This window comes from Meridianimarinicoccus aquatilis (genome assembly GCF_004358675.1).
Lineage (GTDB): Bacteria > Pseudomonadota > Alphaproteobacteria > Rhodobacterales > Rhodobacteraceae > Meridianimarinicoccus > Meridianimarinicoccus aquatilis.
Genome location: NZ_SMZO01000004.1, coordinates 94,528 through 119,715, shown reverse-complemented (window position 1 = coordinate 119,715; position 25,188 = coordinate 94,528). Strand labels below are relative to the sequence as shown.

Below are 25,188 nucleotides of genomic sequence, written 5' to 3'. Positions count from 1 at the left end.
TAACGCTTTGAAAAGGTGACTCATGCGCGCTGAAATTCAGAATACAGTGGCCGAGGTCGAGAAATCGCTGAAGCTGCTCGCGCAGCGGATGGATATCGAAACCGCGCCCCATCGGTTGGAAGAATTCAATGCCATGACCGAGGATCCGGACCTGTGGAATGATCCGGACCGCGCGCAAAAGCTGATGCGCGATCGACAGACATTGGTGGACAAAATGGACACCTATACCTCGCTCAAGCAAGATTTGGCCGACAACATCGAATTGATCGAAATGGGCGAGGCCGAAGGCGATGCCGAGATTATCGCCGAAGCAGAGGCGACGATCAAAGGGTTGAAAGAAAAGGCCGCTCAAAAAGAGTTGGAGGCGCTTCTCGATGGCGAGGCCGATGGCAACGACACGTTTTTGGAAATCAACGCAGGCGCAGGCGGTACGGAATCGTGCGACTGGGCGTCGATGTTGGCGCGTATGTACGTTCGATGGGCCGAAAAGCATGGCTACACGGTTGAATTGCAATCAGAAAGCGCAGGCGAAGAGGCGGGTATCAAATCTGCCGGGTACAAGATTAGTGGACCGAACGCGTATGGTTGGCTGAAATCCGAAAGCGGTGTGCACCGGCTTGTGCGTATTTCGCCCTATGACAGCGCAGCGCGACGTCACACATCGTTCAGTTCCGTGTGGGTTTATCCGGTTGTCGATGACAATATCGAAATCGAAGTGAACCCAAGCGACATTCGCCTTGATACATATCGGTCCTCGGGTGCGGGGGGACAGCACGTGAACACCACGGATTCTGCGGTTCGCATCACACACCTTCCAACCGGCATCGTGGTGACAAGTTCTGAAAAGTCCCAGCACCAAAACCGCGATATCGCAATGAAGGCGCTGAAGTCCCGGCTTTACCAGATGGAATTGGACAGGCGGAACGCGGCGATCAACGAAGCCCATGACGCCAAGGGCGATGCAGGCTGGGGAAACCAGATCCGATCCTACGTGTTGCAACCCTACCAGATGGTAAAGGATTTGCGGACAAGCGTGGAAACATCGGACACGCAGGGTGTTCTTGATGGTGATCTCGACAAATTTATGGCGGCAACCCTTGCCCTGAATGTCAGCGGCAAATCCCGTGCTGAAGCGCAGGGGTCCGATTGATGCCTGAGGCAATTGCGCCTTTGACATAGTCCTATGCGCGGTGGTCTGATTGCATCAAGGAGGACCGCGTCAATGACCCATAAAGACGACCCAGATCTCAGTTTTGGAGTGCCGGATTTTCACCAGGTAACCGGGGACATGATCCGAGAGGCCGTTCAAAAAGGCTGGCAAGACTTCAAACGATCCTACCAGTTCGGGTTATTTTTCGGGGGCTTCTACACCCTGTGCGGATTGGCTCTGTGGCAATTGACGGTGATCACTGGACAGAGCTATTGGATCATGCTGGCGGCGTTTGGGTTCCCTTTGCTGGGTCCGTTTGCGGCCGTGGGGCTTTATGAAATCAGCCGCCTGCTTGAACTTGGTGAGACGCCGACATGGGAGCGAGTGCTGACTGGCGTCTGGCGAGAAAAAGACAGGCAAATCCCGTCATTGTCTGCCATCATCATCGTTCTGTTCATTTTCTGGGTGTTTATCGGACACGTCATTTTTGCGTTGTTCATGGGGCTCAGCACGATGACCAATGTCTCCACCTCGTACGACGTGTTCCTCACGCCAAACGGACTTATGATGATCGCAGCAGAATTGTTGATCGGTGGCTTGGTCGCAATGATCCTTTATTCGATCACTGTGATCGCCATGCCCATGCTGGTAGATCGTGAGGTTGATTTTGTAACAGCCATGATCACAAGCGTCGGCGTTGTGTCGCGCAATTTACGCCCAATGTTGATCTGGGGCGTTTGCGTAACTGCGGCGCTGTTTCTTGGGATGTTCCCGTATTTCTTCGGGTTGCTCATCGTCTTGCCGGTGTTGGGGCATGCAACGTGGCATCTTTATCGGGCGTCAGTTGTATAAACCAACGGGCAGGCAATTCGTGTGCCTGCCCAAACCTTGAACGGCGTGCGATTAATTGTTTGCGGCGCCGTCAGTTGTTTTTGGTGCAGCAATTGCTTTTTGACCGCTTGTCTTGAGCGGGTCTTCCTGGCGCTGAACCGATCCTTCAAAATGTGCACCGCTTTCGATTGCGATGGTCTTGTGAATGATGTCGCCTTCGACCCGCGCAGTTGAGGTCAACCGCACCTTGAGGCCGCGCACCCGCCCGATCACATGGCCATTGACGACCACATCGTCGGCCACGATTTCGCCGCGTACTGTCGCACTTTCACCTACGGTCAAAAGATGTGCGTGCACGTCGCCTTCTATGGTGCCTTCGATCTGGATGTCCCCAGAAGTGCGCAAATTGCCTGTCACGGTCAGGTCAGTGGACAACACGGATGCAGGCGGTTTTGCCTTGGGGGCCGTTTGAACCGGTGCACTTGGTGTGGGTGCGGTCGAACGTGTTTCTGTCACTGGTTTGTCTGCATCGGAGGGCTTTTGGTCATGGGGCCGGTTCTTAGAAAACATTTGTGGCAGCCTTAATATAGGTCATCGGGTTCACAGGATCGCCGTTAACGCGGACTTCATAATGAAGATGCGTGCCCGTCGAGCGACCAGAATTTCCCATACCACCGATCAAATCCCCGCGCGAGACCCTTTGGCCAACCTTCACGGTGATTTTGGACAGATGCGCGTATCGCGTCTCCATTCCGAACTCGTGCTTGATTTTTACCATTCTGCCGTAGCCGGACTGCCAGCCAGCATGCACGACGACGCCGTCGGCTGTGGACAAGATGGGTGTGCCAGACCTGCCAGCCCAGTCCATACCTGCATGAAGCCGCGATCCGCCTCGGATCGGATCACGCCGGTATCCAAACCCAGAAGTCCGTCTCACGGCAGCATGAACAGGCTGGGCAAAAGGAATTTTATCCGCCGCGATGCGGTAGAGGTTCAACTCATCCATCTGGTCCAGAATGGCATTCGCACGCAGGCTTTCGGGGTCTGCCGGTGTGCCCTTGGTGGACAAGGCAATCGGTGTCAGCGGACCGCCTACACCTGAATACTGTTGCCGCATCTGTTTTAGAATGTTCTCAGGGGGCAGCCCCACATCGCGGAACATTTTGCCCAACGGTTCCATTGCCAGAACGACGGCCTCTTCGAGTTGTTCGAAAATGCGGTCGCTGGCCTGGCGGGTCAGTTCAAGTTCGTTTTCAAGAGCCGCCAACCGGTCTTGCGCCGATGACGCATCGGTCACGGCGGCAACCTTGTCGAGAGCCGTGTCGCTGAGTGCGCGCGACAGGAATTTGACCGTTTGTTCCGCCTCAGCGCTGCGCCGTTCCAGCGCGGCAAGATCGGCGCTTCCGTCTTCCAGTGCCAATGCCGTCAAGCGTTCTGCCAAGCCGTCACGCTCGACCATTGCGGTTTGCAAAATCCGGCGCAGGGCAGCCCGGCTTTGTTCAACTTCAGCGATCCGAAGTTCGGCATTCAGCAAACGGTCCTGATAGCTCGACAGAGCGTCAAGCGCGGCGTCATACCCTTGCTGCGCTTCCAGCGCGGCCAGATGCTGTGCGTCGCGTTCTGACGCAAGTTCCTGAACACGCTGTTCATAGACCAGCTTTTCGTTCAAAGCGGCGGTCTGTGCGCCGCCGCCCTGCACAAGTTCAATCACCAGAAACGACGTCGCCGTCACAGACCACGCCACAAGTGCCAAAGCACCGGCACCTGCGAGAAGCTGCTGGCGCGGCCCGATCCGGAAAAACCGGGTGCCTTCATCTGATTTGACGAAGATACGCTTTTCGGGAAGAAGACGGGCCATCAGCTTCGGTTTAGGAAGCGTGGGCATGTCTGCGTGGTTTTCGTGCTGAACCGACGAAGCGTGTGGAATTGCTTCGCCTTGCTGCGCGGTGTCTTGCCCTGTCACTCCGTCCCTCATCGCCTGTATTTGCCTTGCACTTTTACAGCGCTTCAGCGCGTTACTCAGGGGCGTAGCGTCCCAATCACGTCTTTGCAACGAATGGTGTCGAAGGTGCGGAAAACCCCCGTTGACGAGGGCGAAAAGTGGCAGATTTCCGCCGAGTGGCGGTCGGTTTAACCGGAAACGGCCAATGGCCAGTAGAAATCTGGGGGCAATCCAGCCTCGGCGCGCTTTTCGTCGTTGAAAGGTGGTTTGAGAGGCCCATGAAAATAGCGTTGAACCAGATCGTGAAAGACGTCCTTTGGGTCGAGGTCGTGGCGCCCGCACAAGAAGTGAAACCACTTCGAACCATAGGCCACATGAGCGACTTCTTCGGCATAGATCACTTCAAGTGCATCAACGGCGCGCTGATCCTTTGCTTTGCGAAAAACCTCAATCATTCCGGGGGTTACATCCAGTCCGCGGGCCTCAAGCACCATGGGAACAACGGCCAGACGTCCCATCAGATCCTCGGCTGTGTCTTCGGCCGCGCGCCACATACCAGCATGGGCCGGAAGGGCACCATAATGGCTTCCCATCGCTTCAAGACAGTCACACATCAAGTTGAAATGCTTGGATTCTTCATCGGCAGCTTTGACCCAATCAGCGGCAAATCCGGCGGGCATGGGCGTGTCTGAAAACCGGGCGATGATATCCCAGTGAAGATCAACGGCGTTCAGTTCGATATGTGCAATGGCGTGCAGCAAGGCGATGCGCCCTTCCGGTGATCCGGGCTTTCGGCGCGGCACGTCGCGCGGGTCCAGCAATTCTGGCCGGGCGGGGCGTGCAGGGCGCATCGGCGGGGCCGCATGACCAACAGGCATCGGTGCCCCTGCCGCTTGTGATGCCCGAAACGCCGCTGTCACCGCGCGAGACAGGGATGTTTTGGCCCTTGCATCCGAGGTACTCAGAACCGCAACGGCACATTCTGCAAGTGTGCTGGGGATGTCCGGCAAACTCACAGAGCTTTGACCGCGTCCAACACCGCCTCAACGTGGCCGGGCACTTTGACTTTGCGCCAGATTTTACGGACTGTTCCAGTGCCGTCGATGATGAAGGTCGATCGCTCGATCCCGAGATAGGTTTTGCCATACATGGATTTCTCGGCCCACACGCCATAGCGTTCGCAAACATCACTGTCGGCGTCCGACAACAGCGCGATCCCCAGATCATGCTTGGCGCGGAACTTGCCATGCTTGGCAACGGTGTCTTTTGACACACCAAGGACAACAGCGCCGGCCGCTTCGAAGGCGGCCGTGTGCTCGGTAAAGGCAACGGCTTGTTTCGTGCACCCGCTGGTGTCGTCACGGGGGTAAAAATATAAAACGACAGTTTTGCCTTTCAGATGGGACAGGGTGACATCGTCACCGCCATCTTGTGGCAAGGTGAAGTCTGGTGCGGGTGCGCCTTCGTCTAACATTGATATGCCTCTGTCATTTAAACGGATCGTAGAAGACGTTCTAGCACAGGCTCGTGAAAGTCCAGTCCAGGTGAGATGCGCTTGAAGCTTGGTGTGAAGCGCCTAGTGGCTTACGGTGGCGGCATGAGGGTTTTTCTGTATTTTGTGAGGTGTGCAAGGGCTTTGCTAGGATGGGTGATGCGCCTGTCCTTTGTGGTTGTACTGACAGGGCTTGCCGTTCTTTGGGTTGCACGGCTTTCCCCCATTCCCGTCCCTGTCACGATCTTAAGCCATGCAGAAGCGCGCCTGAACAAAGCCGTAGCAGACATCGGGTTGACTGTGGAATTGGGCGCCGCGCAAGTCGATTTGCGCGAAAACCTGTCGCCTGCCGTCGCCGTAAAAGAGGTCGCGGTATTTGATCGCGCGGGCGATCTTTTGGTTGCATTTGACCGTATCGAAGCGCTTTTCAGTCGGGATGATGCGCTGGCGGCGCGGGTGGTGCCAAAGGCCGTTCTCGCCAGCGGTGTCGCAATTTCACTGTCGCGCGATGCGCAAGGTCGGCTGACACTTCAACTGGGCGATGCGACAGTCGTTCAGGATGCAGCAAGCCCTGCGCAGGCACTGGAACGATTACAGGTGCTGTTGGCGTCGCCATGGCTTGCGGGGCTGACGACGCTTGGGGTGGACGAGCTTGGCATCACGCTGGATGACGGGCGTGATGGCCGCCGCATATCCAGCCGTAACGGGGCCCTTCGCATCCTTCGGGACAAATTCGGTGCACTGACCCTTGATGCGGATATGGGTGAATTCGATGACGGTGCCACGCTGAATTCGGGCAGGATCGCGGTGCATCTGAGCAGTCCCACACATAGCGCACCGGGTGAGCTAAGGTTGACTTTGCGCGGTCTCAGTCCGGCGCGCGTGCGCGGCGTCGTGGGGGCGGGCCCGCTGAGCGAGTTGCTGTCGCGGCTGGATGCGCCGGTGTCTCTCGATCTCAATGGGGCCATTGACGCCGACGGGACACCGCATCCCTTGATCGGCAATCTGAATGTCGGGGCTGGGCAGATCGTTTCGCCGGGGGCGGCTGAGTCTATTGATCTGGATGGTCTGCGCGCGCATTTGGCGCTGTCGGCAGACCGGTCATATCTTTCGATCACGGACATGAGCCTGCGCAGTGGCTTGGTCACCATGAGCGGTCGAGCCGATTTAAGGCGCGCCACCGCTGCGACGCTGACCGGGCAGGTGGCATTCACGGATGTGCGCACAAAACTGAAAAAGCGTGACGGCGGGGATTTGGAGCTGGCCGCAGACCGGCTGTGGTCTGATATGCGCTTCAACCGATCGACGGGCTTTCTGGAAATAGGGGCTGTGACACTAGAACTGGGCGGTGTCCGTCTGGTCGGCAGCGGGGTCGTGGATCGCAAAGGGCAGGGTGGTGCCCCGCGTCTCGCGCTTGATCTGGCCGCGGCGGAGCTGGACCGGGAAAGTCTGCTTGCTATCTGGCCCGCGGCAATTGCAACCGGCACGCGTGCTTGGCTCGAGCGGGAATTGATCGAAGCCGACGTGCAGGGCGTTCATCTGGCAATGCGTCATGACTTTGGGGCACCGCGCAAGGACGGACGCGGCGGTTTGCAGCATCTTGCGCTGGATTTCGGGTTTGATGGAACGCAGATTTCGTTGGTCAAAGGGCTGCCACAGCTCGAGCAGGCGCGCGGCTTTGGCAGTTTGGCACGCCATCAATTCGGGCTGCGAGCATCTTCGGGCAAGATGCCCGTATCGGCAACCGGCCATGTGACCCTTGTTGGTGCAACTGCGGGCATCGAATGGCTTGGTCCAAAAGGGGCGCGCAGCGATGGTGTCCACGCCCCTTTGCTCGTCAGCCTGTCGGCCGAAGGCACGCTGCCCAATGCGATTGCGCTTTTGGGACAGCCACTGTTTCAGCCAAAAGACCGCGCCATAGACGCCGAAGCAGCGCCCAGTCCATTAATGGCAGAAGGCGCAGTTGATGGGCGGGTTCGCACAGATGTTGACCTGTCGATACCGGTCGGCCCGGATCGGAAGGGCAAAAAGCCGGTCTTTCAAGTTGGCGGGGAAGTGTATGACGCCCGCAGCGAGACGCTCGTGGCCGGGCACGTTCTGGCGTCAGACCGGCTTGAGTTTACGGCAACGTGCAAAGAGGTGACGGTTGACGGCCCCGCCGAGTTTGATGGTCTGCCCATTCATATCGGTTATTCTCGCCGTCTCGAACAGCCATCCAGCCCGACTATTGGTGATCCGTGGCGACCGGTTCAGCGGCCCGCCCCCACACGCGCGCCCGGATATGGCACGCTGGTTGCTGATTTGCCGGTCACTGCTGAGCTGTTTGAAAAATTCGGGGCAAGGCTGCCAAAGGGGGCGTTGCGCGGCGAAACACTGGCGCGGATGACTTTGGATCTGGCGCAGTCCGGGCCGCATAAAGTTCAAGTCAACGCTGATTTGAAGGGTCTTGCGGTCTCTGTTCCTGCCCTTGGCGTGTACAAGTCGCAAGCCGCGGATGGTCAGTTTGATCTGGTTGGCCAAATCGGTCCGCAGCCGGCCATCGACAGTGTCAACCTGCGCATGCCCGGACTTAGGCTCGATGCATCCGCACGCATGCGCGATCCCAGCGGCGGCAGCACTGGCGGTACGGGGCTTGCCGAGCTGACCGTGAACCGGCTGGCGCTGGGAAAATGGCTTGACGCAAGGGGACGCTATGCGCCCGGTGGCCGTTTGTCGCTGACGGGGGGCACGCTGGACCTGAGGTTTTTGCCGCCGCAGAACGGAAGCGGCCGTGGCCGCACTGGGCCTGGGATGGATGTTGCTCTTGATACAGTTCGGTTGGCGGAAAAACTGGCCCTTACGGATGTGCGCGGAACACTGTCGTCACGGATGCACGGTGTGTTGGAAGGCCGGGTAAATGGCGATGCCCCCATCCGTGCGCGTCTTGCGGCGGGCAAGGATAGTGGCGGTCTTTCCCTTCATCTTACCGGCGACGACGCGGGGAGCGTGCTGCGCTCTGCCGGGCTCATTCCGTTCCTCAAGGGAGGCGCACTTGATGTGCGTCTGGTACCACGCGGGGCGCCGGGAACCTATCGCGGGCAGATGCGCATTGCTGATATTGCGATCCATGGCGGCCCCAAGGCTGCAGCATTTCTATCGGCGATCAGCGTCGTGGGGGCGTTAGAGCAGGCGGCTGGCAAAGGGATCACCTTTGATGATGTCCGGGCGGAATTTACATTGTCGCCCGGTCAAATCACCTTGATGGCCAGCAGCGCCACAGGCCCCTCCATTGGTATGTCGCTGGATGGAACCGTTGATCTGGCCAGACGCACCCTCAATCTTCAAGGCGTCGTTTCCCCGATCTATTTCTTGAACCGCATTGGAAGCTTCATGACCCGGCGCGGGGAAGGGCTTTTTGGTCTACATTATACTGTGCGTGGCGACATGAGCGCACCAAGGCTTGCAGCCAATCCATTGTCGGTGCTAACGCCCGGTTTCCTGCGGGAAGTGTTCCGCGGCCAGAATGAACAGGTCGGAACACAAGGTGCGCAAGGCACAGCAACAAAAGGCTCGAACCAGTGACGCTTGACGATTTTGATTTTGATTTGCCCGAAGATCTGATCGCGACACGCCCGGCGCAACCGCGCAGTTCTGCCCGGCTGTTGGTCGCGCATGGCGAAGATGTCATCGATGCGAACGTTGGCGACCTTCCCGGCTTTTTGCGTCCCGGCGATCGCTTGGTGCTGAACGACACGCGCGTTTTACCGGTCCGTTTGACGGGGATACGCAGCCGCGAAACCGTCAGCGGCAGCGGTGAAGCGCGAATTGAAGTCACGCTGCTAGAACCTCAGGCAGACAGCAGTTGGACAGCGCTGGTCAAGCCGCTTCGCAAGTTGCGTGATGGCGAACGGATCGTGTTCACGGATGACCTGAGCGCGGTCATGCTGGGCCGAACCGAGGATGGCGCGGCCCGGCTGGATCTCACTTTGACCGGTGACGCGCTGGAGGCCGAATTGGCCGAGGCCGGCGCGATGCCGCTTCCGCCTTACATCGCCGCGAAACGGCCCGCAGACGCGCAAGATTTAGTGGATTATCAGTCGGTCTTTGCTCGGCGCACCGGTGCCGTGGCCGCGCCAACAGCGTCCCTGCATTTTGACGAAGCGCTCTTGTCGAGCATTGAAGCGGCCGGCGTGGATTTTACCCATGTTACGCTGCATGTGGGCGCAGGCACGTTTCTGCCGGTCAAGGTTGACGACCCGGCCGAGCACAAGATGCATGCCGAGTGGGGCGAGATTACACCGGCCGCCGCCGCAGAGATTGAAGCCACACGTGCTGCCGGGGGCAGGATTATTCCTGTTGGGACAACGGCCTTGCGGCTTTTGGAAACCGCTGCACGCAAAACTGGCCGGGTTGAGCCCATGGCGGAACCGACAGACATTTTCATCTACCCCGGTTTTGAATTTCGGGCCGCAGACGGGCTGATGACAAACTTTCATCTGCCGAAATCAACCTTGATGATGCTCGTATCCGCGCTGATGGGAACAGACCGGATGCGCAATGTCTATGCCCATGCCATTGCGCAACGGTATCGGTTTTTCAGTTACGGCGATGCATCTTTGTTGTTACCGCGAGGACCAGTTTAAGGCGTTCCACTTTATAGTGGGGCATTACAATTCGCCGGTCTCATTGGGGCGTATTTTTCCCTCGGTGCGGCGCAACCGACCAAACAGACGTTCAGTCAGATAGGCTATTGCAATGATCGAAACTCTTTCCCGTTCTTGGGCTCTGTTGCTCGGCGTTATGCTGTTGATGGTCGGAAACGGAATTCAGGGCACGCTTCTGGGTATTCGCGGCACGATCGAAAATTTTTCGACCTTCGATATGTCGTTGGTAATGTCCGCCTATTTCCTTGGGTTTTTGGGTGGCTCCTATTTTGCGCCCAAGCTGATCCAGCGCGTCGGACACGTTCGGGTATTTGCCGCGCTTGGCTCTTTCATTTCGGCCATTTTGATCATGTTTCCGACCATGACAGAGCCGTGGGTCTGGATTGTCTTGCGCGTGGCCATGGGGTTTTGTTTCTCGGGCGTCTACGTGACGGCTGAAAGCTGGCTGAATAACGCTGCCAGTAACGAAAACCGGGGCAAGGCACTGTCTTTGTACATGATCGTGCAGATGCTTGGCGTTGTGTCGGCACAGGGGCTGCTCAACTTGGGCGATCCGTCCGGGTTTGTATTGTTCATCGTGCCATCGGTTTTGGTTTCCATCGCCTTTGCGCCCATTCTGCTTAGTGTCGTTCCGACTCCGGCTTATGAAACGGCCAAGGCGATGAGCACGCTTGAATTGTTCCGCCTTGCACCGCTGAGTTGCGTGAGCAGCTTCCTTCTGGGTGGCGTCTATTCCGCACTGTTCGGGATGGCGTCGGTATTTGGGGGGCAAGCGGGGCTGACCGTTCCACAAATCTCAGCGTTCGTTGCAGCCATCTATGTGGGTGGACTGATCCTTCAATTTCCCATCGGATACTTGTCGGATCGGATGGACAGGCGGCGCTTGATCCTGATGGTTGTCGGGATCGGCATCATTGGCGGTATGCTTGGGATATTGCAGGGCGGGTTTTATCCGCTGCTCGTCTCTGCCTTTATCATCGGCGGGGCTGCCAACCCGCTTTACGGTTTGGTGATTGCGTATGCCAATGACTACCTTGACCATGATGATATGGCGTCTGCCTCTGGGCGATTGATCTTTCTGAATGGTGTCGGTGCAATCGGTGGCCCGCTTTTGACAGGTTGGATGATGGGCGTATTCGGGCCGCGTGGGTTCTTTATTTTCATTGTCGCAATCATGGCCACATTGCTTGTCTATGGCATCTATCGGTCGTTCCGCCGCGCTGCGCCCGCTGTGCAGGACACAGCTGCCTTCGCACCCATCACGCTGTCGTCCACATCCATCGCCGTCAATGCGGCGGTGGAATACAACCCCGAGTATGAAGATGTGGCTGACCCTGACGACGAGGGCGAGGATGAAGACATAGAGGAATACCAGCCCTTGCCAGACGTGGGGCGAAGCTAAGCTTGCGGACTTGCAACCGATTTGTAACAGTCGCTTAAATTGATGGCATCGGATGAACACCATGGGACAGACGACCCCACACAAAGATCGAGCGAACGGAATAACCCCGCGGGATGTTTTGACGTTCTGGGTGGACGACACCGGACCAAAAGGCTGGTACGCGACCGACGATGCCCTAGATGCGGAAATCCGCGCGCGGTTCCTTCCGCTTTGGGAAGCGAGCAAGGAAGACGGCTGCATAGGCTGGGCCCCATCGCCCGAAACAGCGCTTGCGACGATCATTGTGTTCGACCAGTTCCCACGCAATATGTTTCGCCGTGACGGACGTGCGTTTTCAAGCGATGCCGTGGCCCGTGCCAAAGCCAAGCACGCTTTGGATCTGGATTGGGATTTGCGCATTCAGGGGCCGTCCCGGCAGTTTTTCTATCTGCCCTTGATGCACTCTGAATGCCTTGCGGATCAGGAACGCTGTGTCCGGCTGTTCATGGAGCGTATGCCAGAGGCGCGTGATAATCTGACCCACGCCAAAGCCCACCGTGAGGTGATCCGCAAGTTTGGGCGTTTTCCGACCCGCAATGGGGACTTGGCGCGCGTCTCAACGTCTGCGGAACGCGGGTACCTGGAAAACGGCGGCTATGGCGCAATTGTAAACGCGGTTCGCGCAGCGGCTTGACCTTCCCAACCACTGCAAGAATTCGGAAAACTGGTTCACACGCGCCTGCATAGCAGGTAGGGGCTGTCGCGCGAACGGCCATTTTTCGGGCCGCAGTCAACGGGGCGCGAAGGACGGCAGACGTGTTTCATCTAAGCCGGGAAACCGACAACGATTATTGGGAGGTCGAGGGCCTTTACGATTTGTGTTTCGCGCCCGGCCGCGAAGCGTTGTCGTCGTATCGTTTGCGCGATGGTGTGTCCCCAGTCGCCGATTTGTCGATCATCGCACGTGATGCTGAAGGTATTCTGGCCGGAGCAATCCGTCACTGGCCTGTTGATATTGGCGGAGCGGCGGCGCTTTTGTTGGGGCCTGTGGCTGTGCACCCGACGCGTCAGGGCGAGGGTCTTGGCGCGCTTTTGATCCAAGACAGTTTGGAACGGGCGGCCGCATTGGGCTGGTCACGCGTCATGCTTGTTGGTGATGCGCCATATTACAAACGGTTCGGCTTCGTGCGTTTGGACGGGGTGCAGATGCCGCCCCCCACCAACCCTGATCGTGTGCTTGGAAACGCATTATTGCCCGGCGCTTGGGATGGCGTGAAGGGCAATGTCACGCGCCCGGACTTTTCTGATCCAGACGCGCTGAGCCAAACAGCGGCGCGCGGCGCATGACCTTTTCGGGCTACTGCGCGGCTTCAACTGTTTCGAATTGTTCCAGCCAACTTTGCCACCCTAATTTCGCCCGGTCGGTATAAGCTTTGTATCGTGCGGGGCGATTGCGGCGACCACCTTTCAGGTCCACGGGTGGGAATAGGCCAAAGTTCACGTTCATCGGCTGAAAGGTTTTTGCCTCGGCGCCGCCCGTGATGTGCGTCACAAGTGCGCCAGTCGCTGTTTCAGGCGGCGGTGCGGCCACGGTGCGGCCCAAAATCTCGCTCGCGGCCAAACGCCCTGCCAGTAGTCCCATCGCGGCACTTTCGACATAGCCTTCGACGCCAGTAATCTGACCCGCGAAGCGAATATTCGGACGGCTGCGCAGACGCATTTCGCCGTCAAGAAGCGTGGGCGAATTGATAAACGTATTGCGATGAATGCCGCCAAGGCGGGCAAACCGGGCCTGTTCCAAGCCGGGGATCATGCGCAGAACTTCGGTTTGGGCACCGTATTTCATCTTTGTCTGAAAGCCGACAATGTTGAACAGCGTGCCAAGCGCGTTGTCGCGTCGCAATTGCACAATGGCATGGGCTTTGACGTCCGGTTGGTGCGGGTTGGTCAGCCCGACGGGCTTCATCGGGCCGTGACGAAGCGTTTCGCGGCCCCGCTCTGCCATCACTTCGATGGGTAAACACCCGTCAAAATAGCCGGCGGTTTCGCCCGGCTTGAATTCAGCTTTGTCGGCGCTGAGCAGCGCATCAATGAACGCGTCATACGTCTCTTTGTCCATTGGACAGTTCAGATACGCGGTGCGCTGTTCTTCAGTGTCGCCTTTGTCATAGCGGGACTGGAACCAGGCTTTGCTCAGATCGATACTGTCGAAATGGATGATCGGTGCGATGGCGTCGAAAAAGGCGAGGGCCTCTTTGCCTGTCTCAGCAGCAATCGCGTCTGCCAGTGCCCCGGACGTTAGCGGGCCAGTTGCGATGATCCAATGACCTTCGCCGGGAAGGGCGGTGATTTCTTCGTCTTCCACGGTCACCAACGGGTGCGCGCGCAAACGTGCCGTCACAGTTTCTGCAAACGGATCGCGATCCACGGCCAACGCACCGCCCGCTGGAAGGGAATGCTTGTCAGCAGTTTGCATGATCAGGCCATTGGCGGCGCGCATTTCCCAATGCAAAAGCCCGACGGCGTTCTGTTCGTCATCGTCCGACCGGAACGAATTGGAACACACCATTTCTGCCAGGCTGCCGGTGCGATGGGCAAATGTTCCAACCTTGGGGCGCATTTCATGGATGACAACGGGTACGCCCATATTGGCGGCTTGCCATGCGGCCTCTGCGCCGGCCATGCCGCCGCCGATGATATGAAGTTTATCTGTCATGGGAGTGACATAGACCTGCATGGGGCGGTTGAAAAGCCCGGTGTTGCGCGGCGGCGCAGGGTTAGTCCAATGGCTCTTCGGCCAAGGGGTGGTGGGTCAGAACCAACTCCTTGAGGCGCGTTTCTACGACATGGGTGTAGATTTCTGTCGTGGACAGATCGGCATGACCCAACAGCAATTGGATGGCGCGCAGGTCTGCGCCGTGTTCCAACAGGTGGGTGGCAAACGCGTGGCGCAGCGTGTGCGGTGTCACGCGGCCCGGATCAATCCCTGCCTCACGTGCCAATGCCTTTATGGTCAAAAAGAACGACTGGCGCGTGATGTGCCCAGCTTTCGCCCGGCTGGGAAACAAGAACGCAGAAGCGCGATGCCCGCTATCGACTTTGGCAATGTCCGCTGCGTCGCGGTGGACCAACCAAGCAGTCAATGCCGTTCGAGCCGGTCCTGAAAGAGGCACGAGCCGCTCCTTGCGACCTTTTCCCCGGACCAAAAGCACCTCTGGTTTGCCGCGTGCCGCCGAAATGGGCAATGTAACCAATTCGCTGACGCGCAGCCCTGTTGCATAAAGGATTTCTATCATTGCCGTAGTTCGGGCACGATCTGCTTCGGTTCGGCCATGTTCTTGGGCGCAGGTCAGCATTGCACTGACTTCGTCTTCTGTAAGGGTGCCGGGCAAGCTGCGTTGTCGGCCAGGCCCGCGAATGCGCAGCGCGGGATTGTCCCCGCGCAGGCCTTCTTCGAATGCAAAGCGATAGAGTTGCCGGATCGATGCAAGCCGCCGCGCCCGAGTGGCTCGTGCCAACCCCTGTTCGTCGCAATGCACGAGATAGGCTTCGATGGTTTCGCGTTCGGCGGTGTCAAACCCGAAACCTTGCGCAGTGATCCAGTCGTGAAAGTCCTTCAGATCGCGACCATAGGCGAGTTGCGTGTTTTGCGCCGCATCTAATTCGGCGGCCTGCGCCTCAAGGAACCGGGCGATCCATTGGCGGCTCATGGGGTCGGGTCCAGAAGCAAGATTTGGACGGCGGCTTGGCGCGCCAGATCATCCAGCCCCACTTGCGCCATCAACGCGATGGCATCACCGGCGTCTTGCGGGTCGGTCAGCGCCCCCGTCGACAGAGTGTCAAGCGCGCGCAACAAGGCTTCGCCCCACCGCTTTCGGGCCACCAACGGGGCATAACGCTCTGGTACATCGTCGCGCATCAACCCGTCACGAAGTGCCGCGCCAAGAACACCACCACCCGCGCCTTGAGGGTTTTCACCTCGGGCAAGGGCGGTCGCAAAAGCCAGGCGCGTGGGCAGGGCGTTGATCGGCAGGCGGGTTGGTGCTTGGGCAATCAATGCCATCGCATGGGCAATCTGCGCGCTTTGAGGCGGCAGGTCGAGACGTGCCAGTCTAGCGCCAAAGAGGTCATCCAGAACCGCCTCAAGCCCGGCTGCGCGCATTGCTTCGATTGCAGCGGGAAGACGGGCGGCGACCACATCGGGGTGCCCTGCCGTGATGGCGATATCCAGCGCTTGAACAGCGGCGACCCGGTCCCAGACACCGCCTGACGCCGCAGGCTGGCGTGCAGTATAGATGCCAAGCAGCCGGTTTGTGGCCAATGCGCCGGACCGGGTCAAACGCTCTGCCGCTTCGATTTGCGATTTCCAACCGATGATGTGTCGCAGATCAGTTTGGGCAAAAGCCAATGGCAACCGCGATGTGGGAACCGGTTCACCCACGGCTTCGAGTAACCTGAAATCAAGCGGGGTGATTGGGTCGGGCAAGGGCGGCATCGGCTCGCCTTCGAAAATGTCCGGATCGAGAAAACGCGCCAGACGGTCGCGCATGTCAGGGGTCACACGTCCCAGCGCCGTGGCGGTTTCCAGCGTAAGGGCCGCTGTGTGCCACCGCCCGCTACGCGCGAGGCAAAACACCCGCGTCTCATAATTCGGGGAAAGTTCCGGCTTGGCAGCCAGTGTCGCGCAAGCGCGGTCTTCGGTGCCTGACAGCAAAAGTATGTCAAACCACCGTCGAAACAGATCCGGGGTATCTGGCCCCGCGCGTTCCAGCAGTGCCTGCGCCGGTTCCAGAGCGCCGCGAATCAAAAGCGCATCGATCCGCGCCAGCAAAAGGGCGTCGCGCGCGCCCTTGGGCGGGGCAGCCTCTGTCAAAATCAACCGAGAAAAGGCTTCTTGAAGGGCGGGCTGGCTGTGCACCGGCATCGACCTGAGCAGATTTGCGAGGTCGGTTGGGTCTGTCCCTTGCCAAAGATCACTGGGTAGACCCGCGCGCTGTGCCGAGATCAGCCCGGTTGCAGCCCTGTCGGGTGCGCCAAGGGGGACAACAGTGATTCCATCTCGATCAGGCAGCGGCGTGACCGCCACCGGTGCAGATGGTGCCGCCGCAACCGGGTCGGTCCGATCAAGCGTTTCGGAAAGCCAGGGAATCACCGATAAGGGGGCAGTCCCGTCTTGAGCCCAAGCGCTGCCTGCGCAGAGCGCGCCTGCCAAGAACAGACCCCAACTTGCCTTATGACCCATCCAAATCAACCGGAATGCGGATTTCGGTTCGCTGCGGTGACAAATCGCCGAGATAGGCAAAGCCCACCATCCCTGCGCCCGCGATCAGCAGCAGAAACACCACTAGTTTCAACATACGCACGCTGTTTCGCCTCTCTGCTCGTTTGCTCGAAGGCCATTTTGACCCTGTTTGCGATATCCTATATGGGATCGCAGAAGAATTCACGTCATAGAGACATAATAATTCGAAACTTGGGAGCCATCTTGCAGTGCCACACGAATTGAAGAAGACAGTGGTGCTTGTTGGAATGATGGGCGCGGGAAAAACGGCCGTTGGAACGGTTCTTGCACGAAAACTGGGCGTGGATTTTGTCGACCAGGATGACGAAATTCAAAAGGCTGCAAACCGCAGCATTGCCGAAATTTTCAAAGAAAATGGCGAGGCGTTCTTCCGTGAAAAGGAAACGCGCGTTCTTGAAAGGCTTCTGGCGGGACCGCCATGCATTTTGTCGACGGGCGGCGGCGCGTTCTTGTCGGAACGCAATCGCGATCTGATTGCAGCGCAGGGCGTTGCTGTGTGGCTCAAGGCCGAACTGAACCTTCTATGGGCGCGCGTTCGCTACCGTGGGACGCGCCCACTTTTGATGACGGATAACCCGTTCGAGACCCTTAAATCGCTCTACGACGCGCGCGGTCCGGTCTATGCTTTGGCCCCGATTCATGTGCAGGTATTCTCTAATTACAGCATCGACGATACCGCGCAGGCGGTGCTGGAAACGTTGGGGACTCACCCCGGCATTCTTGCGGATGATACGGAGATTACGTCCCATGCTCGCAGTTGAAACTGTTCACGTTCCTCTTGGCGAGCGGGCCTATGATGTGCGCGTTGGCGATGGGCTGATCGCGGGTGCGGGTGCCCAAATCGCCCCATTTTTGACCCGGCCGCGTGTTGCGGTTGTCAGCGATGAAACTGTGGGGGCGCTGCATCTTGAAGCTTTGCGTGCGGGACTGGCCGACGCGGGGATCGACATGACGGCGCTTTGCTTGCCAGCCGGCGAATCGACAAAGGGATGGCCGCAATTCACCCGCACGGTTGAATGGTTGTTGGAGCAAAAGATTGAACGGCGCGATGTAGTCATCGCACTTGGCGGCGGCGTCATTGGCGATTTGGTTGGCTTTGCGGCGGCAGTTTTGCGGCGCGGCGTCCGGTTTGTGCAGATCCCGACAAGCCTGCTCGCTCAAGTTGACAGCTCGGTTGGCGGCAAGACAGGCATTAACGCACCTCAAGGTAAAAACCTGATTGGTGCGTTTCATCAACCCACGCTCGTGTTGGCAGATATCGGCGCGCTGGACACGCTCGCACCGCGCGATGTTCTGGCCGGGTATGGCGAAGTTGTGAAATACGGTCTTTTGGGGGATGCGGCATTCTTTGATTGGCTAGAGTCGAAAGGTCCCGCCCTGGCGGCTGGTGACCGCGAAGCGCGTGCCGCCGCGGTAAAACGCTCGGTCGAAATGAAGGCGGACATCGTGGTCCGTGATGAGACAGAGCAGGGCGACCGTGCGCTTTTGAACCTTGGCCACACGTTTTGCCATGCATTGGAAGCGGCAACCGGCTATTCTAACCGGCTTTTGCACGGGGAAGGCGTGGCCATCGGCTGTGCCATGGCGTTTGATCTGTCCGCGCGTTTGGGGCTGTGCCCGCAAGAAGACCCGTCGCGCGTGGCGGCGCATCTTCATGCCATGGGGATGAAACGCGGGCTTGCTGACATTCCCGGTGATCTGCCAGATGCCGATGCTCTGATCACGCTGATGGGGCAGGATAAAAAGGTCATGGATGGCAAATTGCGGTTCATCCTTGCGCGCGGTATTGGCGACGCTTTTGTGACGGACGATGTTCCTGCGGACACGTTGCGGGCTGTGCTGAGCGACGCTTTGGCCGCCAAACACGCCGCAGCATGAAGCCGTCAGTGTCAGGTCGGCGTGCGAAGCCAGCGGGCTTCGTTTGCTTCAATAGCGGCAATGCGCCGGTGTGTTTTAGGGTGGCTTAAGAACCAGGCAGGCATTCCGGCAGCACTGGTTTTTGTCAGCGCATCAAGCTTGAGAAACAGGCTTTTCTGCGGCTCCGACCCAATCCCGGCTTTGATGAGCAGAGCAGTCGCGTAGGCGTCTGCCTCGAACTCGTCATCTCGGGACATCCGTGCGGCAAGCAGGCTTGCCAACCCGTTTGCGATCACCACACCAACGCCCGGAAGGAACCGCGAAAAGAACACCGCAAGCGCCGTGCGCAACGCATTCTGGCCTGAAAAATCGATCATCCGTTTGCGAGCATGGCCCAACGCGACGTGCCCAAGCTCATGGGCGATGACACTCGCCATTTCCGGACCCGTCACATCACCGGCGCGGTAGCGGTTGTAGAACCCGCGCGTGATGAAAATCCGCCCGTCAGGGGCCGCCAAGCCATTCACCGGGTCAATTTCATAAAGCTGAACCTTGATCCGCGGCAAATCCAAGGCGCTGGCCAGCTTGTTTACTTCGCGCATCAAACCGGGATCGACCAAATCGGTTGATTTTGCGTCCAACTCGCGCTTGGTCCGGAACGCCGAAACGCCGTACATCGCCATTGCATAGAGGATCGCCAGAAGGATCGGGGTAAGCTTGAGCATGCTCAGAATATGGGGCGCCTTGTGCGCGCGGGCAAGGGTGGGGCGTTCGTCGTGTTCGCGCAATCGTCTATGCGCATAGAAAAGCCGCCGGGTCGGAAAACCCGGCGGCGTCCTACGTCAGACGTACTGCTTACGCGCGGCGGCGGATCAGGCCGAATGCGCCCAGACCGGCCAGCAGCATTGGCAATGCAGCGGGAACAGGGACTGCCGCAGGCTGCGCTGCCGCCATGGCAGAGGTTACAACCGTGTCGTTGATCTGGAACTCGACGCCGGTGTTGCCGTAGTTTTCGTAGTAGATCAGCTCAAAGGTTGTTGCGCCGGTGAACTCATAGCTGCCGATGGTGTAGGAAAACGCACGCGGTGCCGAGTGGCGCAGGACTTCGACGCCATCGAGTTTCAGAGCGAACCCATCGTCAGAGCCAATCTTCAAGGACTGGGTGCCGATCAGGTCCAATGTGCCCGAAAAGCTGAAGACCGACTTGTCGAGCTTGTTTGTGAACGCGCCGGACAGCGTGCTTCCGTCCGCGCCGAGAAAAGTCTGCAGCGTGGTGTTGTCAGTGATCGACCCGCCAGCGTTGGGGTAGTCGATGGCCGTGGACAAGAATGTCGCTGTGGCGGCGTTGTTTTCGGTATAGGCGATGGCCTGATCAACGGTGCTGAATGCGTTCGAGTCCCAGTAAGCGCCATTGAAGCTGGAGGCGATGGAAGGGCCGGCAACCAGAGCAAGGGCGGTCGCGGCGACGGTGAGGAGGGAGTTGAATTTGATCATTGGAGCGTCCTTAAATCCGTGTTGCTGTCTGTCATTAACTTAAAGCTCTCGACCGGGAAAAAGGACCCCCTCCTAGGAGTAGTCACGCGCGCAATAGGGTAGTGAGTTCTCAAGAGGATAGTGCGCGATGCACGATCGCGGTTAACCTGAAAGGAGCGGAGGGGGGGGCAGGTGCGATGGTGTGATGCGTGTGCCCGCACAGGGGCGATGTGCGCCGAGCACTGGGGTTGGCGCGTCAACCTCAGGTCAGCATCGATGGCGACCAGCAAAGGTTGCGGCGCGGGGGCGCGGACTTCGGCGCAGGCTGAGTCGCCATTCAGGCATAAGCACCTCGAGTTGGAGGCTGAACGACATCCCGCCAGACAGACGTCGATCAACGACCGAGCAGGCGCATCCCGCGATCTATCCCGTCGAGTGTCATGGGGACCATGCGATTTTCAAAAACCTGCCCGATCAGGCCAATGCTCTGAGTATATCCCCAGTGCTTTTCGGGCACCGGATTGATCCATAGATGATCTGGCCACTGCTCGCAGGCACGGCGCAGCCAGGTATCCCCGGTTTCTTCATTCCAATGCTCGTTCGCGCCGCCACGATACAGCACCTCATAGGGGCTCATAGACGCATCCCCCACGAACACGCACTTGTAATCGGGGCCATAGGTGTGAAGCACGTCCCATGTGGGGATTTGCTCGGTCCAGCGGCGGGCGTTGTCCTTCCATACGCCTTCGTAGAGGCAGTTATGGAAGTAGTAGTGCTCTAGATGTTTGAACTCAGACTTGGCGGCGGAAAACAATTCTTCGACCACCTTGATGTGATCATCCATCGACCCGCCAATATCCAGAAACAGCACAACTTTGACCGCGTTACGCCGTTCTGGCCGGGTCTTTACATCCAAATACCCATGTTCTGCCGTGGCGCGGATCGTGCCATCAAGATCCAGTTCGTCATGGGCCCCGTTGCGCGCCCAACTGCGCAGCCGTTTCAACGCAACCTTGATGTTGCGGGTGCCCAACTCAACGCTGTCGTCAAGATTGCGGAACGTGCGTTTGTCCCAGACCTTTACCGCGCGGCGGTGGCGGCTTTCGTCTTGGCCGATGCGCACGCCCTCGGGGTTATAGCCGTATGCACCGAACGGCGAGGTTCCCGCCGTCCCGATCCATTTCGACCCGCCCTGATGGCGGCCTTGCTGTTCCTTGAGCCGCTCCTTGAGCGTTTCCATCAGCTTTTCAAATCCGCCAAGCGCGTCGATCTGGGCCTTTTCCTCTTCGCTCAGGTGCTTTTCGGCAAGCTTCTCCAACCATTCGCTTGGCAAATCTGCGCGTTCGACAAGTTGCGACAGGTCAGCGTGTTCGAGCCCTTTGAACGTTTCTGCAAAAGCTTGGTCAAAGCGATCAAGGTGCCTTTCGTCTTTGACCATCGCGACGCGCGCGAGGTAGTAGAAACCATCGACGTCAAAATCGACAAGCCCGGCCTGCATCCCTTCAAGAAACGCAAGGTATTCGCGAAGCGACACGGGCACCTTGAAGGCGCGCAGAGTTTCGAAAAATCGCAGAAACATGGCTTGTCCCCAAACTTGGTTTCGTGCGCGTTCAGCACATTTACGAAATGTAAGGCGCACCGGATCGTGACATCCCCGCGCCCTCCTGTCTCAGACCCGGTTCAACAGTACCACGGCGAACAGGCCGACGATGGCGAAGGCTAGCCCGTATCCGGCAGCATATTGGGCGATATCGGCCGGTTTGCCTTTGCGGCGTTTGGCGAGCAGGCCGCCATAAACTGCGCCGATCAATCCCACGACGATGACGATCATGTTCCCTCCTGAGTGCTGGGCGCAAGCGCGTCGATTTCAGCGGCGCGGCGCAAGACGTCTGTATCAGAGCGTAGCCCATATCGTGCCCAGCCAAAGCCGTCACCCCTGATTTCTGCGGCTTTCGCAGTCTGGCCTGTCGCCTTTAGCGCGGCAGCCCGAACCAACAGCAAATCCCCAAGAAGGGCGGCGTTTTCGGCGCGGCGTGCGGCCGGAATGTGTTTTTCAGTCAATTCCAGCACAACGTCAAAATCGCCAGCCACCAAGGCAAAGGCTGCGATCTGGATGCCGACATTGGCGGCATGTACGGCGGTTGCTGGCCGCGCGCCATAAACGCGCCCAGCCTTGAAAAAGGTTTCCAAGGCAAACACACCATCCCGGCCTGATGACAATCGCCCAGCCGTCAGAAGCGACAGACCAAGGCGCGTATCCTGCCATCCCTCGCTTTGCGCGATGTCCAATGCGTCAAGCGATGCATGCCTGCGCTGGCCGATGGGGCGGCCTGGGCTTAGGGCGGCGGTAATCGCGCTGCGCCATGATCGCGGGCTAGGCGACAAACCCCGTGCGCGTATGCTGCGCCCTGAGGGATTCAAGCGCGCCAGAATTCCCGGAATACGCTGGGCAACCTCGTCGCGGGTCATCCCGCTTTCCAACGAGGGGTCATAGGCCGCGCGTAGCATGAGCATGTCAAAGCCGGTCAACACACTGTGCATATTGTCGTCATTGAAGATGGAATCTTCGAGCCGATAAAGATCATTTACAGGCCCAAGAGCTTGCGCGGTTTCCTCGTGCAGGCAGTCGCGGATTTCCTGCGGACTGATATCTGCGGGTATGAAAATCGTCGCGGCAACCCGTGTCGTCAGATCGGCCCAATCAAGCCCGGTTTGGCGGGCGTTTGACTGAAACTCATCCCAAGTGATGGCCCGAGGCAGAACGAAACACGCCGCTGATGGGACAACCCGGTCAAGGTCAGCGCGGCGGACCGCTTCCACGGTAATAGCCGCGCCGGGTTTGTCTGTCCGGCGTATGTTTATGTTCGCCTCGCTGCGGATGCGAGACACAAGCCGATCAAGTTCGGTGTCGAATACGGGCGTGACCGCCCCTGTCAGGCCGATCGAGACCGGCTCGTTGAAACGGGTAAAAACGGGAAGTTCGGCACCACTTTCCAAGTTCATGGTCAGATCGATGAAATCTGCGGCCATTTCAGAATTCGCGCGGCGGGGCCGCTGCGGAGTGGGTGGGCCAAACTCGCGCATCGGCGGCAGCGCTCGTGTGATGGTCGTTTCCGGAGCGGGAACGGGCTCCAGAGCCGCGCAGCCGCTCAGGACAATTAAGAGGGCTGCAAGGGGTGCCCTCACGCTCAGGTCCGCGCGTATTTTACGAAGGGCGTCAGCATGCCCACGTTGTCGTAGAGTTTTCGGGCCGTAGTGTTGAAGTCTTGTGTGGTCCAATACGTTCCCTGCGCACCCAGTCGGTCGGCCAACGCATAAACTGCATGCATGAGCGCACGTCCTGCGCCGACGCCTCGGGTTGCCGGTGCGACATACAGATCTTGCAGATAGGCTGTCGGTTCAGGTTGCCACCCGTGCGGATGCAACAGAACATGAGCCAGACCAACAGGCGTTCCTTCGTAAACGGCGAGTAACCCATGCCATTCCGTCACGTTTGGGTCAGTCAACCGTTCAAAGTGCAGATCAAACTGCGCGTCGGGCCGGGTGGTCTCGTAAAACGCCAAGTAACCGCGCCAGAGGTCGCCCCAAACCTCTCGGTCTGCTCGTTGAAGCGGTCTGATCATTACACTCATCTGCGACCGCTTCTTGCCATGAAGGCAAGCCGTTCAAACAGATGTACGTCCTGTTCGTTTTTCAGCAAAGCACCATGCATGCGAGGCAAGGCATCCGTTGCATCGCCTTTGAGGTCTTCCGGTGACAGATCCTCTGCGAGAAGGAGCTTGAGCCAATCCAGCACTTCCGATGTCGACGGCTTCTTTTTAAGGCCGGGTGTCTCGCGCAATTCATAGAACTGTTCCAACGCTGTGGATAACAGCCGCTGTTTTATGCCCGGATAATGCACTTCGACGATCTTCTTCATCGTTTCCATGTCCGGAAACTGAATGTAGTGAAAAAAACAGCGGCGCAAAAATGCGTCGGGAAGCTCTTTTTCATTGTTCGACGTGATGATGACAATGGGTCGTTGCCGCGCCGCGATTGTTTGGCCGGTTTCGTAGACAAAGAACTCCATCCGGTCGAGTTCTTGCAGCAGATCATTTGGAAATTCGATATCAGCCTTGTCGATCTCGTCGATCAAAAGAACAACCCGGCCGGGCGCATCGAATGCCTGCCAGAGTTTGCCCTTTCGAATGTAGTTTGCCACGTCGTTCACACGCTCATCGCCAAGCTGGCTGTCGCGCAAGCGGCTGACGGCGTCGTATTCGTACAAACCTTGTTGGGCTTTCGTGGTCGATTTGATTGACCATTCGATCATCGGCAGGTCCAAAGCAGTGGAAATTTGCCGTGCCAACTCTGTCTTACCGGTTCCGGGTTCGCCTTTAACCAACAATGGACGCTGAAGCGTTACGGCGGCGTTGACTGCGACGGTCAGGTCATCTGTCGCAACGTAACTCTCGGTGCCTTTGAATTTCATACTTTTACACACACCTTTTGCACTTATCTCGATGAACGTAGCATACTGCCCGACCGCCGCAAGCGGCCTTCATTTTTAGGGCTGAATATGCGTGACACGCGTCCGAGCTTGCGCTATTCGGACGCCACAGGAGGTTGCGGGATGTTGAACAAAAAAGTTGACCAGTCGACAGGCGATTCACACTCGGCAACCGGGTCGGACAGGGAAGCAGAAATGAAGGTCGAGGTATTTTTACCTGAAGATTATCGTCCCGCAGAGGACGAACCGTTCATGAATGAACGCCAACTCGAATACTTCCGCCGCAAGCTGAACGCTTGGAAAAACGATATCCTCACTGAAAGCCGCGATACCATCGAAGGGCTTCAGGACAGTGGTAGCCGAAACATCCCTGATGTTGCGGACCGCGCGTCCGAGGAAACCGATCGCGCCCTAGAATTGCGGACCCGGGATCGCCAGCGCAAGCTTGTGTCAAAAATTGATGCGGCTCTGCGCCGGATCGAAAGCGGTGAGTTTGGCTATTGCGAGTCAACAGGCGAGCCGATTTCGCTAAAGCGTTTGGATGCGCGTCCAATTGCGGTGATGTCGCTTGAAGCACAGGAACGGCACGAGCGTCGCGAGAAAGTTCATCGCGACGATTAGGATTTCG

25 protein-coding genes are annotated in these 25,188 nt (G+C 58.2%); 10 read left to right on the top strand and 15 right to left on the bottom strand.

Features of this window, described 5'->3' with window-relative positions:
• Window positions 1-22: 22 nt before the first annotated feature.
• Together prfB and E2L05_RS03060 are read left to right on the top strand one after the other, a co-directional pair.
• A complete protein-coding gene (prfB, locus tag E2L05_RS03065) occupies window positions 23-1,150 on the top strand; it encodes a peptide chain release factor 2 (RefSeq protein ID WP_133341419.1) in 1,128 nt (375 codons plus the stop codon).
• Window positions 1,151-1,222: 72 nt separating this feature from the next.
• Entirely contained in the window at window positions 1,223-2,002 is a 780-nt protein-coding gene (locus E2L05_RS03060) for a DUF2189 domain-containing protein (protein ID WP_133341418.1), read from the top strand.
• Window positions 2,003-2,053: 51 nt separating this feature from the next.
• On the opposite strand, the gene E2L05_RS03055 is transcribed toward E2L05_RS03060, so the two are convergent.
• From E2L05_RS03055 to bcp, 4 genes are all read right to left on the bottom strand, one after another.
• Window positions 2,054-2,551: a bactofilin family protein gene (locus E2L05_RS03055; RefSeq protein ID WP_133341417.1), complete on the bottom strand. Its 498-nt coding sequence runs from the start codon at window positions 2,549-2,551 to the stop codon at window positions 2,054-2,056.
• Window positions 2,541-3,944 (bottom strand): DUF5930 domain-containing protein, encoded by a 1,404-nt coding sequence (locus E2L05_RS03050; protein ID WP_341776723.1) that lies wholly within the window; start codon window positions 3,942-3,944, stop codon window positions 2,541-2,543. The genes E2L05_RS03055 and E2L05_RS03050 overlap by 11 nt, the downstream gene beginning before the upstream one ends.
• 167 nt (window positions 3,945-4,111) lie before the next feature.
• The gene (locus E2L05_RS03045) at window positions 4,112-4,933 is read right to left on the bottom strand and encodes a ferritin-like domain-containing protein (RefSeq protein ID WP_394346531.1); all 822 of its coding nucleotides are present in this window, start codon (window positions 4,931-4,933) and stop codon (window positions 4,112-4,114) included.
• Between the two features lie 2 nt (window positions 4,934-4,935).
• A complete protein-coding gene (bcp, locus tag E2L05_RS03040; protein WP_133341416.1) occupies window positions 4,936-5,397 on the bottom strand; it encodes a thioredoxin-dependent thiol peroxidase in 462 nt (153 codons plus the stop codon).
• 177 nt (window positions 5,398-5,574) lie between these two features.
• On the opposite strand from bcp, the gene E2L05_RS03035 reads away from it, so the two are divergent.
• The 5 genes from E2L05_RS03035 to E2L05_RS03015 all read left to right on the top strand — a co-directional run bounded on the left by E2L05_RS03035 (window position 5,575) and on the right by E2L05_RS03015 (window position 12,786).
• Entirely contained in the window at window positions 5,575-8,976 is a 3,402-nt protein-coding gene (locus tag E2L05_RS03035; protein WP_165971672.1) for an AsmA-like C-terminal region-containing protein, read from the top strand.
• Window positions 8,973-10,037: a tRNA preQ1(34) S-adenosylmethionine ribosyltransferase-isomerase QueA gene (queA, locus tag E2L05_RS03030; RefSeq protein WP_133341414.1), complete on the top strand. Its 1,065-nt coding sequence runs from the start codon at window positions 8,973-8,975 to the stop codon at window positions 10,035-10,037. Before E2L05_RS03035 ends, queA begins: the two co-directional genes overlap by 4 nt.
• Window positions 10,038-10,149: 112 nt before the next feature.
• Window positions 10,150-11,460 (top strand): MFS transporter, encoded by a 1,311-nt coding sequence (locus tag E2L05_RS03025; protein WP_133341413.1) that lies wholly within the window; start codon window positions 10,150-10,152, stop codon window positions 11,458-11,460.
• 61 nt (window positions 11,461-11,521) lie between these two features.
• Window positions 11,522-12,133 carry a DUF924 family protein gene (locus tag E2L05_RS03020; protein WP_133341412.1) on the top strand — a complete coding sequence of 204 codons (612 nt, stop codon included), beginning with the start codon at window positions 11,522-11,524 and terminating at the stop codon, window positions 12,131-12,133.
• 122 nt (window positions 12,134-12,255) lie between these two features.
• The gene (locus E2L05_RS03015) at window positions 12,256-12,786 is read left to right on the top strand and encodes a GNAT family N-acetyltransferase (protein WP_133341411.1); all 531 of its coding nucleotides are present in this window, start codon (window positions 12,256-12,258) and stop codon (window positions 12,784-12,786) included.
• A gap of 10 nt (window positions 12,787-12,796) precedes the next feature.
• Here E2L05_RS03015 and trmFO read toward each other — a convergent pair whose 3' ends face one another.
• The 4 genes from trmFO to E2L05_RS21240 all read right to left on the bottom strand — a co-directional run bounded on the left by trmFO (window position 12,797) and on the right by E2L05_RS21240 (window position 16,802).
• A complete protein-coding gene (gene trmFO, locus E2L05_RS03010; RefSeq protein ID WP_133341410.1) occupies window positions 12,797-14,155 on the bottom strand; it encodes a methylenetetrahydrofolate--tRNA-(uracil(54)-C(5))-methyltransferase (FADH(2)-oxidizing) TrmFO in 1,359 nt (452 codons plus the stop codon).
• A gap of 61 nt (window positions 14,156-14,216) precedes the next feature.
• On the bottom strand, window positions 14,217-15,149 hold the full coding sequence (locus E2L05_RS03005) for a site-specific tyrosine recombinase XerD (RefSeq protein WP_133341409.1): 933 nt from the start codon (window positions 15,147-15,149) through the stop codon (window positions 14,217-14,219).
• Complete coding sequence (locus E2L05_RS03000) at window positions 15,146-16,681, bottom strand: hypothetical protein (RefSeq protein ID WP_133341408.1); 1,536 nt, start codon at window positions 16,679-16,681, stop codon at window positions 15,146-15,148. Before E2L05_RS03000 ends, E2L05_RS03005 begins: the two co-directional genes overlap by 4 nt.
• Window positions 16,671-16,802, bottom strand: a complete 132-nt coding sequence (locus E2L05_RS21240; protein ID WP_279512624.1) for a hypothetical protein — start codon at window positions 16,800-16,802, stop codon at window positions 16,671-16,673. The genes E2L05_RS03000 and E2L05_RS21240 overlap by 11 nt, the downstream gene beginning before the upstream one ends.
• A 127-nt stretch (window positions 16,803-16,929) precedes the next feature.
• Here E2L05_RS21240 and E2L05_RS02995 point away from each other — a divergent pair, with 127 nt between their 5' ends.
• Together E2L05_RS02995 and aroB are read left to right on the top strand one after the other, a co-directional pair.
• The gene (locus E2L05_RS02995) at window positions 16,930-17,502 is read left to right on the top strand and encodes a shikimate kinase (protein ID WP_133341407.1); all 573 of its coding nucleotides are present in this window, start codon (window positions 16,930-16,932) and stop codon (window positions 17,500-17,502) included.
• On the top strand, window positions 17,489-18,619 hold the full coding sequence (aroB, locus tag E2L05_RS02990; protein WP_133341406.1) for a 3-dehydroquinate synthase: 1,131 nt from the start codon (window positions 17,489-17,491) through the stop codon (window positions 18,617-18,619). Before E2L05_RS02995 ends, aroB begins: the two co-directional genes overlap by 14 nt.
• 11 nt (window positions 18,620-18,630) lie before the next feature.
• On the opposite strand, the gene E2L05_RS02985 is transcribed toward aroB, so the two are convergent.
• From E2L05_RS02985 to E2L05_RS02955, 7 genes are all read right to left on the bottom strand, one after another.
• The gene (locus E2L05_RS02985; protein WP_133341405.1) at window positions 18,631-19,323 is read right to left on the bottom strand and encodes a M48 family metallopeptidase; all 693 of its coding nucleotides are present in this window, start codon (window positions 19,321-19,323) and stop codon (window positions 18,631-18,633) included.
• Window positions 19,324-19,453: 130 nt separating this feature from the next.
• Window positions 19,454-20,092 (bottom strand): VPLPA-CTERM sorting domain-containing protein, encoded by a 639-nt coding sequence (locus E2L05_RS02980; RefSeq protein WP_133341404.1) that lies wholly within the window; start codon window positions 20,090-20,092, stop codon window positions 19,454-19,456.
• Window positions 20,093-20,465: 373 nt separating this feature from the next.
• Window positions 20,466-21,650 (bottom strand): vWA domain-containing protein, encoded by a 1,185-nt coding sequence (locus E2L05_RS02975; RefSeq protein WP_133341403.1) that lies wholly within the window; start codon window positions 21,648-21,650, stop codon window positions 20,466-20,468.
• 90 nt (window positions 21,651-21,740) lie between these two features.
• On the bottom strand, window positions 21,741-21,902 hold the full coding sequence (locus E2L05_RS02970; protein WP_133341402.1) for an apolipoprotein acyltransferase: 162 nt from the start codon (window positions 21,900-21,902) through the stop codon (window positions 21,741-21,743).
• A complete protein-coding gene (locus E2L05_RS02965) occupies window positions 21,899-23,257 on the bottom strand; it encodes a DUF2927 domain-containing protein (RefSeq protein WP_243721843.1) in 1,359 nt (452 codons plus the stop codon). Before E2L05_RS02965 ends, E2L05_RS02970 begins: the two co-directional genes overlap by 4 nt.
• Window positions 23,258-23,259: 2 nt before the next feature.
• On the bottom strand, window positions 23,260-23,703 hold the full coding sequence (locus E2L05_RS02960; RefSeq protein WP_133341401.1) for a GNAT family N-acetyltransferase: 444 nt from the start codon (window positions 23,701-23,703) through the stop codon (window positions 23,260-23,262).
• Window positions 23,700-24,542, bottom strand: a complete 843-nt coding sequence (locus E2L05_RS02955; protein ID WP_133341400.1) for an AAA family ATPase — start codon at window positions 24,540-24,542, stop codon at window positions 23,700-23,702. The genes E2L05_RS02960 and E2L05_RS02955 overlap by 4 nt, the downstream gene beginning before the upstream one ends.
• 213 nt (window positions 24,543-24,755) lie before the next feature.
• Here E2L05_RS02955 and dksA point away from each other — a divergent pair, with 213 nt between their 5' ends.
• On the top strand, window positions 24,756-25,181 hold the full coding sequence (gene dksA / locus E2L05_RS02950) for an RNA polymerase-binding protein DksA (RefSeq protein WP_133341443.1): 426 nt from the start codon (window positions 24,756-24,758) through the stop codon (window positions 25,179-25,181).
• Window positions 25,182-25,188: the final 7 nt, after the last annotated feature.

Bases quoted from the DNA above. Each gene is read 5' to 3' on its own strand.
- E2L05_RS03035 (WP_165971672.1), top strand. From the start codon at position 5,575: ATGCGCCTGTCCTTTGTGGTTGTACTGACAGGGCTTGCCGTTCTTTGG.
- E2L05_RS02955 (WP_133341400.1), bottom strand. From the start codon at position 24,542: ATGAAATTCAAAGGCACCGAGAGTTACGTTGCGACAGATGACCTGACC.
- E2L05_RS03005 (WP_133341409.1), bottom strand. From the start codon at position 15,149: ATGAGCCGCCAATGGATCGCCCGGTTCCTTGAGGCGCAGGCCGCCGAA.
- E2L05_RS03000 (WP_133341408.1), bottom strand. From the start codon at position 16,681: ATGGGTCATAAGGCAAGTTGGGGTCTGTTCTTGGCAGGCGCGCTCTGC.
- prfB (WP_133341419.1), top strand. From the start codon at position 23: ATGCGCGCTGAAATTCAGAATACAGTGGCCGAGGTCGAGAAATCGCTG.
- E2L05_RS02985 (WP_133341405.1), bottom strand. From the start codon at position 19,323: ATGCTCAAGCTTACCCCGATCCTTCTGGCGATCCTCTATGCAATGGCG.
- E2L05_RS03055 (WP_133341417.1), bottom strand. From the start codon at position 2,551: ATGTTTTCTAAGAACCGGCCCCATGACCAAAAGCCCTCCGATGCAGAC.
- dksA (WP_133341443.1), top strand. From the start codon at position 24,756: ATGAAGGTCGAGGTATTTTTACCTGAAGATTATCGTCCCGCAGAGGAC.
- E2L05_RS03020 (WP_133341412.1), top strand. From the start codon at position 11,522: ATGGGACAGACGACCCCACACAAAGATCGAGCGAACGGAATAACCCCG.
- trmFO (WP_133341410.1), bottom strand. From the start codon at position 14,155: ATGACAGATAAACTTCATATCATCGGCGGCGGCATGGCCGGCGCAGAG.
- E2L05_RS02970 (WP_133341402.1), bottom strand. From the start codon at position 21,902: ATGATCGTCATCGTCGTGGGATTGATCGGCGCAGTTTATGGCGGCCTG.
- aroB (WP_133341406.1), top strand. From the start codon at position 17,489: ATGCTCGCAGTTGAAACTGTTCACGTTCCTCTTGGCGAGCGGGCCTAT.
- E2L05_RS03025 (WP_133341413.1), top strand. From the start codon at position 10,150: ATGATCGAAACTCTTTCCCGTTCTTGGGCTCTGTTGCTCGGCGTTATG.
- bcp (WP_133341416.1), bottom strand. From the start codon at position 5,397: ATGTTAGACGAAGGCGCACCCGCACCAGACTTCACCTTGCCACAAGAT.
- E2L05_RS02960 (WP_133341401.1), bottom strand. From the start codon at position 23,703: ATGAGTGTAATGATCAGACCGCTTCAACGAGCAGACCGAGAGGTTTGG.
- E2L05_RS02975 (WP_133341403.1), bottom strand. From the start codon at position 21,650: ATGTTTCTGCGATTTTTCGAAACTCTGCGCGCCTTCAAGGTGCCCGTG.
- E2L05_RS03060 (WP_133341418.1), top strand. From the start codon at position 1,223: ATGACCCATAAAGACGACCCAGATCTCAGTTTTGGAGTGCCGGATTTT.
- E2L05_RS02980 (WP_133341404.1), bottom strand. From the start codon at position 20,092: ATGATCAAATTCAACTCCCTCCTCACCGTCGCCGCGACCGCCCTTGCT.